The following is a 16,389-nucleotide window of genomic DNA, read 5'->3' as shown; positions in this document are numbered from 1 at the left end:
ATTTGAGTTATATAGGGAATATAGTCCTGTTTATGGTTTATTTCAATCTAAGGTAGCGCCTGATTCGGAAAGTAAAATGGGACTATATTCCTATAAAAGCATAGCTTAGTAGGAATATAGTCCTATTCGAATAAATAGACCTGAGTGGATAAGCGCCATAGATGGCGGCTTCCAAATTCAGCATTAACACCCAAACCTACCTACAAAGTCCCCTCGGCAATAACCCAGCAGCTTTATACGCATCATCAATCAGTTGCATCTGATCTATAGCGTCGCGGCCTCCTGTCAGCGGCTTGGTTTCGCCTTTGATGCAGCTCAGAGTGTGTTCAAGCTGGTGGTCGTAGGTGGTGTCGCCGTTCATTTGGTAGTCGTGGGCTTCGCCGTATTTGGTGAGTCGTAACTGGTGGCCTTGATGTGGGGCGACCAGGTTAAAGACTTCCAGTTGGGCTTTGTCGCCTTCGAGGCACAAATAAGCGTCGTGTTGGCGGTTTAAATGTTCGCTCATAGCGCAGCCGACATAACACAAAGGGCCGTTCGGGAACTGCAGACGAAGTTCAAAAGCGCTGTCGAGTTGAGGTTTAGGGCAAATGGCACCGGCCCATAAAATTTGCGGTGTGCTGCCAAATAAAGTGCGTAACCAGTGCAGTGGGTAGCAGCCTAAATCCATTAAAGCACCACCACCTAATGGCACGTTATGGCGCAAAGAACCTGGTGTTTCGGTTATACGTACTGAAAAATTGCTGCGCACTGTGTGAATAGTGCCAAGCTCGCCACTGGCGACTACACGCTGTACTTCCGCAAACACCGGATGAAAGCGGTAGTGATAGCCTTCAATCAGTAAACAGCCACTGGTCTCTGCTGCCACCACCATGGCTTTGGCTTCTTCAGCGTCCATGGCAAAAGGCTTTTCACACAACACATGTTTGCCTTGTTGCAAAGCTTTAATAGACCACTCTGCATGCAAAGACGGCGGTAAAGCGTTGTAAATTAAGTCGATATCATCACGGGCCAATAGCCCGTCATAACTGCCCAAAGCCAGCTCTATATCAAACTGCCGGGCAAAAGCCTGAGCTTTTTCAAGATTCGATGCTGCCACTGCTGCTATGACTACATCAGAGCGCTTCGCGGCGGGCTGAATAATAGCCCGCTCAGCAATACGGGCTGCGCCTAATAAACCTATACGGATCATACTGTTCCCTCTGAAGTTATAACCGGCAATTGCAGCAGTAGCTGATAACTTTGGCCTGGCGTTATATTGCGCACCACCAACTCTGCCTGCTGAACACCGTCCAGCCAGAGTGTTGGCGCTGTAACATCAGCAACACGCTCAAAACGGATATGGAAGTCTGCGCCACGGAAACGACGTAACACAGAAGCTTTGCTCCAACTGGCCGGCAGTTGAGGCGCCAAAGTTAAACCTTGTTGGTCACCCTTCACACCAAACAAACCTTCGACTAAGCAGCGATATACCCAGTGCACAGTGCCTGTATTAAACAGCTGGCTGGAGCGGCCTGCGGTGCGCGGTAACGTCTGGTAAGCGCCACGGTAATAATTTGGAATAAATACCGGCAGCTGACCCCGTTGTAACTGATCCTGTGGATCGTCCGACGGCAGCATTTGTTTTAACACCTGATAGGCTTTGTCGGCTTGATTCACCTGATACAAAGCAAACAGATAAAAAGCCGCAGCATGATTATAGACCGAGCCATTTTCTGCCGACCCCGGGTATTTTTGTGTGACACGCCCTACGTCTTCACGCATGGCGGTATAAGCAGGCGCCAGCATTTGCACACCATAAGGCGTATGCAGTTGCTGCTCTACGGCTTTTAACAGTTGCTGCTGTTGTTCGCTGTTGGCAGCACCACTTAATAAAGCCCAGCTTTGTGGGTTCAGATAAATACGGCCTTCGGTATCTTTGCTGATGCCAAACACCACGTTATCGTCTGTGATACCACGGCCATACCAGTTGCCATCCCATAAATACTGATTTACGGCGGCGTTAAATTCACTGGCTTGTTGTTGATATAAAGCGGCTTGTTGGTGAAAATTTAAATCACGGCAAATTTGCGCCCAGACATTCAGTGCATAAGCTGCTGCTAAGCTCAGCCAGCCCGACACACCTTTGCCTTTGTAACCCACCATATTCATTGGGTCACACCAGTCGCCCTGCTCAATATAACTTAAGCAACGTTCGTCTTTTTTCAGCCATAACCAACCCATAGCACGATGGATATGTTCAGCCACAGTGTGTAGCTCGGCGGAATCTTTGTAGGCTACTTTTTCGCTTAGCAGCGCATAGTCGTTGGTTTCAGCCAGATAAGCACTGATACAAACAGGTAACCAGACACATTGGTCTGTATGAGGCACCTGATTGATGTATTTCAGTTCAGCATCTTTGTGCAACAAGATACCGTCCGGCATTTCACCCGACAGATGCTGCTGCGATAAAGCCGTTAAAAAAGCCTGACGTGCCACAGCAGGAGCCAGATAGCTCATGCCCATATTATCCTGCAGATAATTACGGCTTTGTGGATCTGTGGTTAAACGGTTCACATCGCCGTGGTAATACACCTGACGCGCCAGCCAGTGGTTCACATAGTTATTCAGCTCCTGGTCCGGCGTGTCGATTACTAAGCAAGGCACAGCCTGGGCTACATAAGCCGCATAAGCCTGTTGGATCTGGCCGAAGCTCTCTGGCGTGCCAAAAACTTGCTGACGAATTTGCGCTACTTCAGCTTTGTCATAAGCAGGACCAAACACAAAACGGTAGTGCTCTGTTTGGCCTGTGGCTAAAGAGACTCTGTACTGCATTACACAAGCTGGCGTTTCGTAGTCTGAATCACCACAGCCTAAAAACGGCTGTTGCACTGCAGAAGGCGCATGCAAACCGCCCTGCCCTTCGAAGTGTTGCTGGTTCACTTCCCAGAAATCCGGTGTGCGCTCGGCCAATAAGAAGGTTTTGTCTTTTAAGAACTTGTTTTTAAAGTAATCCGGGTACTTTTGATAAGGGGTGACTGAAGAGCAGATAATAGCCTTTAAATCCGCATCATAACGGCCAGACTGGTTCATCCAGGACATATAACCGACCGGGAAATACGGATATAAACTTAAAGACCGGCTTTGCGCTGAATCATTGCGCACCGTCAGTTGCCATAACTCCAGCGGTTGATCCGGCGTTAAGGTCAGTAACCATTCCACAGTTAAACCAGCGTCCAGCGTCAGCTGCCAGCGGATATCCGACTGGCCTGCTGAAAACACAAAGTTTTGGGCTTCTCTGCGTACCGGCTCGTACGGCACAGACCAGATTTCACCACTGTTTTCATCTTTGATATACACAAAACGGCCCGGATGATGAGCGTAATAGGGCTGCTCCGGCTGCATAAAAGTCTTCGCTTCTAAGTTCGGCGCATGGGCATATTTGGCAGGTTCTGGCTGCATAAACTGCGCTGTGGCGTAACCACGGCAGTTTTGCTGGATCATCATTACCTTGTTCCATAAAAAAGCTGCAGCCTGTGGCATCGCAGTGGCGCTGTACAATTCATAACGCTGGCCGTTTTCTGTGGCTTGCATCAACTTTTTCATAGTTACTCCGACACTCCGACTGCTTCATTTTTTACAAAGGGTGCTGATTTACGCTGGTCCAGTTCCTGTTGAATGGTCAGCAATTGTTTTTCATCTAAATGGTAAAACCGCATCACAAAAGCCGCCAAAAAGGCCACTAAGCCAGGGATCACCGAAACCATGAGTAAAATACCCATCTGTGAGCCCGCACTTTGTTCAGTGTTGGCGACATAACCTATCAGTGCCAATAACCAGCCAATCACAGCTGAGGCAATAGCACCACCGAATTTTTGTGAAAAGGTAGCTGCTGAAAAGGTCATAGCTGTGGCACGACGGCCAGTGCGCCATTCGTTGTAATCTGCAGTGTCGGCATACATAGAAAAAGCCAAAGGCGATTTAGGCCCCAATACAAAACCTATAGCCAGGTTGATGGCAAAAATTAAACCCACCTCGTCGGCTGGGACAAAAAACAGACTGATAGAAAATAATCCGGCCAGGCTCATTAGCAGCATCATCAGCGGCTTTTTATCCATAAACTTGGTCATTAAAGGCGTAGATGCAGCACCTAAAGCCAAAGCAAACATATAAGAGGATAAAAACTCGCCGACCAGCTCAGGCCGCTCCACATAGTATTTAAAGTAATACACGCCACTGCTGGCTCTCATAGTGATAGTGATCATAATGATCAGCGCCAGGCTAAACAGCACCAGCCAGGGTTTGTTGTTTTTTAAATCGAGTAAATCCTGTTTCACAGCGCTGTTGTTTTCACTAACAGGCTGAATACGTTCTTTGGTGCTGGCAAAAGTGAACATAAAGAGCAAAGCAGCTGCTATACCAAAGATACCCATGGTCAGCTGCCAGCCTAAGATTTCATCACCCTGGCCTAATAACACCACCAGTTTAGGGGTTAAATAAGTCACCAGAATACCGCCGGTAAAACCACCGATAAAACGGAAGCTAACTAAAGTGGTGCGTTCCTGGCTATTACGGGTCATCACACCAGACAAGGCTGAATAAGGAATATTGATAGCTGTGTAAGTCAGCATCAGCAGGCTGTACGTGCAATACGCCCATACCAGTTTGCCGCCAGGGCCTAAGTCAGGAGTGCTGTAGGTCAACACACCAGCACCAGCCAGAGGTAAAGCCAACCACAATAAATAAGGCCGGAATTTACCAAAACGGCTTTTGGTTCTGTCGGCTAAAGCGCCCATCATAGGGTCGGTAAAAGCATCAATGATTTTAGTGATCAGCATCATGGTACCGGCAGCCGCTGCTGAAATACCAAATACATCTGTGTAGAAAATCAATAAGAAGGCCGAGATATTAGCCCAGTAGAAGTTAAAACCCATATCGCCCAGACCATAACCGACTTTTTCGCGCAGCTTTAGCCTGTCTTGAGGTACCGCAGTTTCTGTTGTCACTTTGTCACCCTGTCGTTGTTCTGTTGTTTTAATTCGCAGATTTATTGATCATGCGCCAGCCACTAATGGCCAGTCGTGATCGCTTGTTATAGTCGTTGTTCTATTTTTAATACGACCTGCAGCATCAGTTCGTTGACGCTCTGGCTGATATCCAGACACAACACATCAGCTTCCTGCTCCACTGACTCCATAGTCGCCAGCTGGCTTTGCAGCATAGACACAGGCATAAAATGATTTTGTCGTTGTGCCAGCCGCTCAGCCAGTAATTCAGCGCTACCTTGTAAATAAATAAACTGTGGTTGAGGTGCGGCCTGGCGAATACGCTCACGATGCTTGCGGATTAAACCTGAATAACTCAATACCACAGCCTGTTGTTTGGCTGCGCATTCTTGCAAAGCAACACATAAACGGCCAACCCACTGGTCACGCATATCACAGCTGATAGGCGAGCCTGATGCCATCATTTGTTTGGCTTCAAGGCTGTGAAAATCATCCCCTTCGAGATAGTGCCAGCCCAGTTGCTCTGCAAGGCGCAAAGCCAGCGTAGATTTGCCGCTGCCGGCCACGCCCATAATGATCAGACTTTGGCAGCTTTTTAAATGAGGAGCATGGCAAACATTCTCTTCATTGCCTGAATTGCTTGCCTGCTGCCCTGTTGGATCCTGTTGCATCAGATACGATCACACCTTCCATAAAATGTGGCCTCAGCTTAATTCAGATAAAATGATAGCGCAACCATTTTGACTCAAACTAAGCTTTCAGTTATTGTTTTTTAAAAATAATGAGAATGGCGCGATGAATAAAAAACCTAACCTGAAAGATGTGGCAAAAGTAGCGGGTGTCAGTGCCATTACTGTGTCGCGCGTGCTAAGCAATCCGGAGAAAGTCTCAGAAAAACTGCGGACAAAAGTTGAACAGGCTGTGCATGAAATTGGTTATATCCGTAACCATGCTGCCAGTGCTTTGGCTTCGCGTCGCTCAGGTGTGATTGCGGTTATCATTCCATCATTATCTAACATAGTTTTTAATGACGTGCTGCAGGGCATTTATAGCGCTGTGAAACAACATCATCTGCAGGTAGTACTAGGGGATTGCCATTATTCGCCTTTGGAAGAAGAAAAACTGATCGCCACTTTACTTAGCCAGTCGCCTGAAGGTTTTATTTTAACCGGCACAGATCAAACCGATTACGCCCGCAAATTGCTGCAGCAATCCGGTATTCCTATAGTGCAACTGATGGAGTTAAGCGACTGCCCTATTGATATGAATATTGGCTTTTCGCATTTTAATGCAGGTGTCGATATCACCAACCATTTGCTGCAAAAAGGCTATCGCAAATTAGGCTTTTTGGGCGCCCGCATGGATACCCGTACTCAGCAACGTTTAGCTGGTTTTAAAAAGGCCATAGCGGACTTTAAACAACCTTGTCAGAGTTATGTGGTGACGACCACTCAGTCTTCATCAATACGTTTAGGTGGCCAGTTGTTGCAGGCCGTGATGGCGGAATCTCAGGGCCAGTGTGACGCAGTATTTTGCTGTAATGACGATTTAGCTTTGGGTGCTTTATTTGAAACCAAACGAATGAATCTGAAAGTACCAGCTGATATCGCCATTTGTGGTTTTAACGATTTAGAAGCTTCAGCTTTGGTAGAACCTTCAATCACCAGCGTCGCCTCACCGCGTTTTGAAATGGGCCAGCAAGCGGTTGAATTACTGATGACGGCTGCAGGCGAAGACAAAACCCATAAGCCACCTATAGATGTGGGTTATCGCATAGTGGAACGAGCTTCGACTTAAATCCCCTTCCTGCATGTCTGAATGGCTTAAGTGATACAGACTGAATGTTCGAAACTCCATCCATTCAACTCAAAAAAGTACCAGCCGAAGCTGGTACTGATACCCCAATAACCGGGAGAACCCGGACTCGCACAAGTCCGGGAGACAAGGGTAAAACATCAATAATGTTGGACGGTAATTATTCAAAAGCTACGTTAAAACGCACACCAAAGGTACGTGGTGATTGCCACATAAAGTTAGGTACTGCGTCACCGTGAGTACGGCCTTGATCGCTCTTAATATCGCGGTCAGTGACGTTGTTCACAAAAGCTTCGGCTGACCAGCTACCTGCTGAAGGTTCAAAGGCCAGGCTTAAATCCACTTTGGCATACGCATCCTGACGGTCGATATCAGCAGCGTAAGGCAGATTTCTGAAGCCATCAGGTCTGTCACCACGGTTGGCCGGGTCAAACCATACTTCGCTGGTGTAACCCAGGCGAACTCTTGGTTTTAAGGTAGCGCCGCTTTCCAGACCGACAAAATGTTCGTAGTTCACTGAAGCAGAAAATTCCGGTGCCATCACTAAATGATTACCACTGAAATCCAGCAGGTTAGGTAATGCCGGGTTACCTGCAGATGGGTTAAAAACTAAACCATCGCGGCCATATTTTGAGTCTGTCGTCAGGAATTCATCGTAGGTCGCATCCAGAATAGAGACTGAGCCACTTAACTCGCCGTTTTCAGTCACTAACCAGCGGCCTTCCAATTCCAGACCATTGATGGTGGCTTTACCTGCGTTTGTTTTACGCAGTAAGTCAGCACCTGTGTTGGTGACTACGTTACTGGTGACCTGTAAGTCGGTGTATTCAGTGCTGAACAGCGCAGCAAATAACTGCAAAGTACCGTCCAGGAATAAACCTTTCATCCCCAGTTCTATACTGGTGTTTTCTTCTGGTGCAACATAAGCGGCAGTACCGGCAGCTTCATTGTTATTGCCCGCGATAATGGCATCCAGATCAGCCTGCGTGAAAGGACCTGCGCCTTTATAGGTGCCGCCGTCCTGAATAGTGCCGGATTTAAAGCCAGTGGCGTAAGAGGTGTAAAACATCACATTGTCCGTCATGTCCCATTCCAGACGAGCCATACCTGTGGTTTTACTCCACTCAGGGCTGGTGTCGTTGTAGGTATCGACCCAACACTGACCTGGTTGCACCAAAAACTTGTTCGGAGCCAGACCGTTCAATATGCCATCCGGGTCCAATGCGCCTATGTAATCCTGATTTGGATCCCTCACTTCTGTACGTTTTTCGTCAGGACACATGATGTTACGACCACCTTTGTCCCAGCGTTTATCTTCGGTGTAACGTAAGCCGGCGCTGATACGCCAATCGTCTGTCAGTTTATAGGTAGACTGAGCATAAATACTGTTCGACTCTAAACCACGATCAGGCTGACGGTAGGTAGACCACAGATTTGGGTTAGGAGTATTACCGCCCTCGTAATCCACGTCTGGGTGCACTATGTCAAAAATAGTGTTGTTGTTCTCTTTAAAGTAGAAATAACCCACCATCCACTGAAAACGCTCTGAGTCATCATTTTTTAACTGCAATTCATGCTGAGTGGCCCGGTGATCACACTCAACACAGCCGCCCCATTCGTACTTAGTCGGGCTCCAGCTTCTGTCCCATACAGATTCACGGGACGTATCTGTGTAGCCGCCTATGTAAGACAATTGCAAGCCTGAATCAAAATTGTAGTTGGCTCTGGTGCGGAAACTGTCGCTGGTTGCATGGTTAAAACCTGGTTCCTGCACGAAAGAACTGCGATCTGAACCACCGGTAATAGTCGGGATATTGCCTGTGCCTTTATCAGTGAAGTTTTCATAAGATAAGGTGATATCAAACTTGTCAGATGGCTGGTAAAAAGCACTGAAACGAGAAGCGGCCAGATCAGTTGAACCGTATTTTTCGCCCATGGCTGAACCCGGCAGGAAATCCACTACACCTTCTGATTGATCCACTGCGGCTGCAACACGCACAGCTAAGGTATCGCTTAACGGCATATTAACCATGCCACGCATAGCGCGGCGGTCATAGTTGCCTAACGTGATTTCAGCGTTGGCATCAAAACCATCCAGACGGGCTTTGGCCGTGTGTAAGTTCACCACACCACCAGTGGCGTTACGGCCAAATAAAGTGCCTTGTGGGCCACGTAAAATCTCAGCACCTTCTAAATCAAACATCAACGCAGAAGCGCCCTGAGAGCGGGCTGAATAGACACCGTCAATGTGAAAAGCGACAGCAGGGTCGCCACTTTCGGTTTGGTCGGAAGAGCCAATACCACGCACATAGACCATAGGGGTATTTTGTGTGCCGTTTTGAGCAATTTGTAAACTGGGCACTATGCCCTGTAAATCATCCAGCTGGGCCACATGGTTTTTATCCAGAGTTTTCTGGTCAAAGGCTGTAACAGCAAGCGGAGTTTCACGTAAGGTGGTTACCCTTTTGGTCGCGGTGATCTGAATCACTTCAATAGCACGGCTTTCATCATCTTTGCCTTCGCCGGTATTTGTGGTTTCTGCAACTTGTGCCACCACACCAAAAGCGCTGCACAGCGCCAAGGTAGTGAGTAAGTACGACGGTTTTAATTTTAAGACTTTCACTTTGATTCCCCTATCCTGTCTGTTTATTCTTTTTGCCAGCATGACAGCGCTAACACCTGTTGATTTTTTTATGTGGTATCTGTTCAAGCGATCAGAAATCCATGGCATATCTCTGTTGGATTGCTGTTTGGATTGATTTCGTTCGCTTATTGGTAATACCAAGCCTAAGCCTGGGCGATAAATTAGCCTCAGAAAAATGATTGCGCAACCATTATTTGGATCTTTTTTATCAAAATAAGCTGGGAGCCGGATCTTTTACGACAGAATACGACTAAGGTCGCAGTTGAATTAACAGGCAGGTTTTGTATTTTATTTCATCAAAATGAAGTACGGCAGAGCAGTGGAAGCAAAAATGATAGCGCTATCAATTTTGTACGGGAAAGAATTTCGGTCAGAGTAAAGTTAAAGCTGATTGCTTCATTTCACTCTGACCGAAGTATTTATTTGGCTATTTGCTTTTTCTGCAAAAAGGCTTTATCCAAGGCGAGGAATACAACAGGAGTAGTTAATAAAGTCAGTACCTGGCTAAAAGCTAAACCGCCCACTACAGCCACACCTAAAGGCACCCGCAGTTCTGCGCCAGTACCAAAGCCCATCATTAAAGGCACAGCACCTAAAATAGCGGCCAGCGTGGTCATCATAATAGGACGGAACCTTACTAAGCAGGCCTGATGAATAGCCTCTTTTGCCGACAAGCCTTGCTCACGCTGGGCTTGCAACGCAAAGTCGACCATCAGAATGCCGTTTTTCTTCACTATCCCTATCAGCAAGATAATGCCGATCAGCGCCATAATAGAGAAATCCAGCTGCCAGACCCAGAGCAATAAAATAGCACCTATAGCAGCAGAGGGCAGCGTGGATAAAATTGTCAGAGGGTGAACAAAACTCTCGTACAACACGCCCAAAATGATATACACAGCTAACAAAGCAGTGAAAATCAGCAAGGGCTGAGTGGCCAGAGAATCCTGAAACGCCTGAGCTGCGCCCTGGAAAGAACCCGACACCGAAGCAGGCATTTGTAACCCGGTACGGGCTTGTTCCAGAACTTCAACAGCCTCACCCAATGAAATACCTGCTGCCAGATTAAAGGATAAATTGGCCGCAGGTTGCATGCCATTGTGGGCAATCACCACAGGGCCACTGGTCGCTGGCAGCACTTTGGCAAAAGCCAATAAAGGCACCATTTCTCCGGTAGTGGGGGAACGTAAGTGGAAATAATTAAGGCTTTCTGCTGTGCCACGTTGGGCCGGGTCCAGCTCCAATATCACGTTATATTGGTTGGTTTCAGTCTGATATTCGTTGATCTGGCGCTGACCAAAAGCATCGTACAAGGCCTGATCCAAATCTGCAGCAGCAAAACCTAAACGGGCCGCTTCCTGCCTGTCCAGTTCCAGCTTAATAATATTGGCATCCCACTGTAAGTCGTTAGATAAATCGGTAAAGATCGGGTTTTGCCGTAATTTAGCCGTTAACGCCTGAGTCCAGGTAGCTAACTCTTCACTGCTTAAGGCTTTTAACACATAACTATACTGAGCCCGGCCAGGACCAGCCCCCAGGTTAATATCCTGAGCTGCACGTAAAAACACCTGAAAACCAGGAATTTGCGCAAACTGTGGTCTTAAGCGGTCAATAATTTCACTGGCGCTGGCATCTCTGTCATCCGGATCGCTTAATACCACCCAGACCCGGCCTGAGCCTGTCGAGTTATTGCCACCCACAGCATGGTTAAAGCCCGTGATATCCGGATCATTTTTTAAGATCTGCTCCAGCTGTTTATGTTTGGCAATCATATCTTCGTACGGAATATCTGAAGCGGCCTGAGTCACACCTATAACAAAACCTGTGTCTTGCAGCGGAAAAAAGCCTTTAGGAATGGCCATAAAACTGGCGACACTGCCTGCCACTGTCAGAAAAAACACCCCAAGCATAATCTTCTGATGATCCAAAGCCCAGGTCAGCACTCTGTCATAACGTTTGACTAAGCGGTCAAAAAAGCCAGGATTTTCCGGGTCATGGGCTGGCGCTTTGTCCATAAAAATAGATGCTAAGGTTGGAGCTAAAGTTAAACACACGACAACAGATATCAGAATGGCCGCAGCAGCTGTTAACGAAAATTCCAGAAACAACTTGCCGATAATGCCGCCCATAAAGAGCAGCGGAATAAAAGCCGCCACCAAAGACACGCTGATCGACACCACGGTAAAACCGATTTCTTCTGCCCCTTTAAGCGCCGCCACTCTTTTGCTGTCGCCCGCTTCTAAGTGCCGGTGAATGTTTTCAATCACTACTATGGCATCATCAACAATAAAACCAACGGCTATAACTATCGCCACCAGCGTCAGGTTATTCAGGCTGAACCCTACCAGATACATAAAAGCACAGGTGCCAATCAAGGACACCCCAAGCACTGCAGAGACAATCAGGGTGGCCGACCACTGACGTAAAAACGCCGCCATCACAGCTATCACCAGCACCACGGCAATCGCCAGCGTCAGTTCTACTTCATGCAAAGAAGAACGAATAGTCCGGGTTCTGTCGTTAAAGACTTCTACTTTCACATCAGCAGGCAAAGCGGCGGTCAATTGAGGTAAGGCAGCCCTGATTCGATCCGCAGTGGCCACTATATTGGCGCCAGGCTGACGACGGATAATAAGCGCCACACCAGATTCACCATTAGGCCAGATTTGCACAAAATCGTTTTCAGCACCCAGTTTCACTGTGGCTACATCGCGTAAATACACAGGAGAACCATCGCTATAACTGACAATTAAATCGGCGTATTCCCCGGCAGAAAAAATTTGATCGTTCACCGCCAAAGTAGACACTCTGTTGTCGCCAAACAAAGCGCCTTTAGGCAGATTGACACTGGCTCTTTGCACTGCAATACGAATATCAGCAAGAGTTAAACCCGCAGCGGCTAAAACTTCAGGCCTGGCCTGAATACGAATAGCAGGTTTTTGCTGGCCGCCAATAAAAACTTCACCTACGCCGTTAATTTGTGTCATCTGGCGCGCCAGCACGGTTTCGGCCAAATCACTGATTTCCGTGCGGGACAATGTTTCAGAGGTTACACCAATAATCAGAATAGGACTGTCAGCAGGGTTCACCTTACGCCAGGTGGGTAAATTAGGCATATCAGGCAAACGCCCGGCCGCCTGATTCAGTGCGGCTTGCACTTCCTGAGCTGCACTGTCGATATCTTTTTCCAGTACAAACTGTAAAGTCACTTCCACCGAACCTAAAGCACTGGTTGACGTCATTTCGGTAATGCCTGGCACTGAACTTAATGCCACTTCCAACGGAGTGGCAACAGAAGAGGCCATAGTTTCGGCACTGGCACCGGGTAAACGGGCATTCACCTGAATAGTAGGAAAATCAGCTTCAGGCAAAGGCGCTATAGATAAACGTGGAAAGGCCAATATACCTAACAACACCAAAGCGAATGTCAGTAACACTGTGCCTATAGGGTGATCCATACACCAGGCATACAGACTACGGCTTTTCATGCTTAGTGCTCCGTAGCCGCAGTTTGAGGGGCATCAGTCAGAACTTTTAGCTCCGAACCTCTGCGTAACCGGCTTTGCCCATCCACTACCACCTGCTGCCCCGCAGTCACTCCTGTCACCACTACCTGATTTTTATCCTGCAGTACTACATCAACGGCTGCAGTCGCGGCTTTGCCTTGATCATCAAACCAGACAAAAGCGCCTTGTGGCCCTTGCTGCAAGGCTTTAGCCGGAATAGTTAAGGCGTTTTCTAACACCTTGCTTTGCAGAGCTATCACCACAGACTGACCTGGCCACAAAGCAGAATCCGGATTGGCAAAATCTGCTTTCACTCTGATAGTACCACTGGCAGAAGCCACCCTGTTATCCACTACAGTGAGCTTGCCCTGAGCCAATGGATCCGCTCCTTCTTTTAAATAAGCCAACACCGGCACTGTTTGTTTTTGCCTGATCTGTTGCATCAACAGCTGTAACTCGGCTAAACGCGACTGAGGTAAAGCAATTTCAATACTGATAGGGTCCAACTGAACCACAGAAAACAAACTGCTGGCATCACTGGTCCGCACATAGTTGCCAGCATCCACATTACGAATGCCGACCTGGCCTGCAAAAGGCGACAGAATTTGAGTAAAAGACAACTCCACTTGCTGTGCATGAATAGTGGCCTGCACACTACGAAGTTCAGCCTCTAACTGCTGCACTGTGGCCTGCTGCTGATCGGCCATTTGTGCCGATACCGCCTGATCTTTGCGTAGATTCTGATAACGTTTTAAATCCAGTCGCGCCACATCCAGCTGCGCCTGCACCACAGAAAGCTGAGCTTTAGCCTGTTCAAGCGCGGCTTTAATACTGCGATCATCAATTACGGCAAGTAAATCCCCGGCTTGCACCAACTGCCCCTCTTCCACCAAAATACGCTGCAACACACCATCGACCTGCGGGCGTATTTCGACACTTTGCTCAGCCTTCACCTGGCCTATAGCCCGGATCCAAACAGGCACAGCCTGCTGTTGCACCACAGCGGTTTTCACCGGCACAGCCGGGCTTTGTTGCGCAATAACAGTACAACTCAGCCAAAGGCCGGATAGCATCACTAGTTTTACCAATTTCATGCAAAAACTCCGCTTAATTCAGTGGCAATAAACAGCCTGTTCAGCCCACTTAGCATAGCCAGCGTTATCAGGAAATCGCAGGCTATTTCTTTAATTTATTCAGTATTTTGTATTGTCTAACCAAGCTAAACGATTTCGGTATGATAAAGGATCAGAGAATGCGTTCAGCTGCAAAAAAAAACAGACCAGCAGAGCCCGTTCATAGTCCTAAATTCATTCAGCTCAAAGCGCCAAAAATCAACTATAGTTATTTAACCCTTCATTAACAGGCGGAGTTCAGGATGAAACCGCTGTTGTTTATTGTATTCTGCTGCAGTTTTGCACTTTATGCCCAACCCCAATGGCCAGCAGCTGATTGCGCCAAAGCCACAAAAAAACTGCAGCAGCTGGAACAAAAAATCAGTTCAGGGTACAGCTTAAAAGAAGCAGAACAGCTCAACCTCGATCAGCGTTTGTTAGAAAAACAGCTGGATCAGTTTTGCCAAAAACCTGTCACACCGCAGATTAAACCAAAGAAAACCATCAAAGCACCAGCAACAGCGCCACTGAATGATATCGCCAAAGGCCCACAACTTTATGTCAGCTCGGTGTCGGTAAAAGCACCTTATCAGGGCAAAAAATTACAGGCATGGCTGGCTTATTACTCTGAGCCGAAGCAATGTTTTGGTGTACGCGACAGCAGACAAATGGTGTGGTGTGTTGAGCAGCGTCAGCAAGCCAAAGCGAATTTTGAGCGACATTGGCAGCAAAAAGTCGCACTATCGCCATCAGAATGATAAGCTCCGACCAGTTGAATTCTGGAGCATACTGATGAACGCACTCACTAAAGCCAACTGGCAACTCTGGTGGTTTGGATTTCGTTATATTCCGCTGATTGGTTTTTGTAAGCCAAAAATTCTGGAGTTAACTGACGCACGCACCGTCATTCGTATGCCACATCATCGCCATACCAAAAACCATTTGGGCAGTATTTATTTTGGCGCTTTGGCTATAGGTGCCGATTTAGCTGGTGCTTTTTTAGTCTTTTACAAAGCGCGGCAGAAGAAGCTGAATATCCATTTTGCCTTTAAAGATGTACAGGGTGAATTTTTAAAACGTCCGGAAGCTGCTATTCACTTCATCAGCAATGACGGCGCTTTAATAGACCAGATGATCCAACAGTCGCTGGATACCGGAGAGCGGATTAATCAGCCAGTGACTATTGATGTCACCTGCCCTTCGTTACATGGCGACGAGCTGATGGCCAAATTCACTTTAACTTTGTCGGTCAAAGCGAAAAAGAAATCCTGAACAAACACCAAGCCTTGTTTGCAGCACGGCAGCGATGCGGCTAAAATCCGCTTTTGATCAGAAGGTGGTACGGCATGCAGGACTTATTAGGTAACTTATTTATTATTTCAGCGCCAAGCGGGGCCGGAAAATCCACGCTGATCAACGCGCTGCTGCAACAACATGCCGATATGCAGCTCAGTGTTTCTCATACCACCCGCTCACCAAGGCCGGGCGAAAGCAATGGTGTGCAGTACCACTTCACTGATGTTCCAGCCTTTAAACAGCTGATTGAACAGGATCAGTTTATTGAATGGGCTGAAGTCTTTGGCAATTATTACGGTACCTCCAAAGCGGCTTTGGCCGATAAACTAGCGCAAGGTATAGATGTATTTCTGGATATTGACTGGCAAGGTGCCCGTCAAATTAAAGCCCAACTGCCTTTTGTCAGCACAATTTTTATTCTGCCGCCCAGTGTTGAAGCTTTAGAGCAGCGCCTGAATCAGCGTGGTCAGGATAGTGCAGAAGTGATAGCTGGCCGCATGGCCAAAGCCCGTGATGAAATTAGTCATGCCAGCGAATACGATTACTGGGTGGTGAATGATGATCTGGAACTGGCGTTACAGCAATTTTCCGGCATTATCCTTACCCAACGCTTAAAACAGCAAAAACAAGCGATACGGCAACAGAAGTTAATTTCTGGCCTGTTGGCGAACGAAACGAAATAGAGTAGACTATGCGGTCTTTATTCAGACCCAGATTAACCGGAGTGGCAGATGGCTCGCGTAACAGTTGAAGATGCAGTAAATAAAATTGGTAACCGCTTTGATTTAATTCTGGTGGCCTCACGTCGTGCCCGTCAGTTAGCTGTTGAAGGCAAAGAGCCAATGGTTGACCCGGAAAACGATAAGTCAACTGTGGTTGCTTTACGTGAAATCGAAAAAGGTTTTATCACTAACGGTATTCTGGACCAGCAGGAACGTCGTGAACAGTTACAGCAAGAAGCCTCTGAAATGGCTGCCGTCGCTGCAATTATCGGTTCTGACGAATAATCTGAGCTCGTACCCTCTGCCAACGGTATC

12 protein-coding genes are annotated in these 16,389 nt (G+C 47.5%); 5 read left to right on the top strand and 7 right to left on the bottom strand.

Going from position 1 to position 16,389, the window contains the following annotated elements; translation table 11 throughout:
• Positions 1 to 196: 196 nt before the first annotated feature.
• The 4 genes from J2W69_RS08235 to J2W69_RS08220 form a co-directional block, all read right to left on the bottom strand.
• Positions 197 to 1,189 (bottom strand): Gfo/Idh/MocA family protein, encoded by a 993-nt coding sequence (locus J2W69_RS08235; protein WP_310276587.1) that lies wholly within the window; start codon positions 1,187 to 1,189, stop codon positions 197 to 199.
• Positions 1,186 to 3,582, bottom strand: a complete 2,397-nt coding sequence (locus J2W69_RS08230) for a GH36-type glycosyl hydrolase domain-containing protein (RefSeq protein ID WP_310276584.1) — start codon at positions 3,580 to 3,582, stop codon at positions 1,186 to 1,188. The genes J2W69_RS08235 and J2W69_RS08230 overlap by 4 nt, the downstream gene beginning before the upstream one ends.
• Before the next feature lie 2 nt (positions 3,583 to 3,584).
• Positions 3,585 to 4,982 (bottom strand): MFS transporter, encoded by a 1,398-nt coding sequence (locus tag J2W69_RS08225; protein WP_310276581.1) that lies wholly within the window; start codon positions 4,980 to 4,982, stop codon positions 3,585 to 3,587.
• Positions 4,983 to 5,068: 86 nt separating this feature from the next.
• Positions 5,069 to 5,653 carry a gluconokinase gene (locus J2W69_RS08220; protein ID WP_310276578.1) on the bottom strand — a complete coding sequence of 195 codons (585 nt, stop codon included), beginning with the start codon at positions 5,651 to 5,653 and terminating at the stop codon, positions 5,069 to 5,071.
• 124 nt (positions 5,654 to 5,777) lie between these two features.
• On the opposite strand from J2W69_RS08220, the gene gntR reads away from it, so the two are divergent.
• A complete protein-coding gene (gene gntR, locus J2W69_RS08215; RefSeq protein ID WP_310276574.1) occupies positions 5,778 to 6,779 on the top strand; it encodes an HTH-type transcriptional regulator GntR in 1,002 nt (333 codons plus the stop codon).
• A gap of 178 nt (positions 6,780 to 6,957) precedes the next feature.
• Here the strand turns inward: gntR and J2W69_RS08210 are convergent, their stop codons facing one another.
• From J2W69_RS08210 to J2W69_RS08200, 3 genes are all read right to left on the bottom strand, one after another.
• Positions 6,958 to 9,420 (bottom strand): TonB-dependent receptor, encoded by a 2,463-nt coding sequence (locus tag J2W69_RS08210; protein ID WP_310276571.1) that lies wholly within the window; start codon positions 9,418 to 9,420, stop codon positions 6,958 to 6,960.
• Between the two features lie 440 nt (positions 9,421 to 9,860).
• Positions 9,861 to 12,926, bottom strand: coding sequence for a multidrug efflux RND transporter permease subunit (locus tag J2W69_RS08205; protein WP_310276568.1), 3,066 nt, complete (start codon positions 12,924 to 12,926; stop codon positions 9,861 to 9,863).
• 2 nt (positions 12,927 to 12,928) lie between these two features.
• Entirely contained in the window at positions 12,929 to 14,038 is a 1,110-nt protein-coding gene (locus J2W69_RS08200; protein ID WP_310276565.1) for an efflux RND transporter periplasmic adaptor subunit, read from the bottom strand.
• A 281-nt stretch (positions 14,039 to 14,319) separates the two neighbouring features.
• On the opposite strand from J2W69_RS08200, the gene J2W69_RS08195 reads away from it, so the two are divergent.
• From J2W69_RS08195 to rpoZ, 4 genes are all read left to right on the top strand, one after another.
• Positions 14,320 to 14,814 carry a hypothetical protein gene (locus J2W69_RS08195; protein WP_310276562.1) on the top strand — a complete coding sequence of 165 codons (495 nt, stop codon included), beginning with the start codon at positions 14,320 to 14,322 and terminating at the stop codon, positions 14,812 to 14,814.
• 34 nt (positions 14,815 to 14,848) lie between these two features.
• Entirely contained in the window at positions 14,849 to 15,328 is a 480-nt protein-coding gene (locus J2W69_RS08190) for a PaaI family thioesterase (protein ID WP_310276559.1), read from the top strand.
• Between the two features lie 74 nt (positions 15,329 to 15,402).
• Entirely contained in the window at positions 15,403 to 16,035 is a 633-nt protein-coding gene (gene gmk / locus J2W69_RS08185; RefSeq protein WP_310276557.1) for a guanylate kinase, read from the top strand.
• Positions 16,036 to 16,083: 48 nt separating this feature from the next.
• Entirely contained in the window at positions 16,084 to 16,359 is a 276-nt protein-coding gene (gene rpoZ, locus J2W69_RS08180; protein WP_008900729.1) for a DNA-directed RNA polymerase subunit omega, read from the top strand.
• The last annotated feature ends 30 nt before the right edge of the window (positions 16,360 to 16,389 follow it).

It is taken from the genome of Rheinheimera soli, from assembly GCF_031457405.1.
Classification (GTDB): Bacteria; Pseudomonadota; Gammaproteobacteria; order Enterobacterales; family Alteromonadaceae; genus Pararheinheimera; species Pararheinheimera soli_A.
This window is presented reverse-complemented; position numbering and strand designations above follow the sequence as displayed.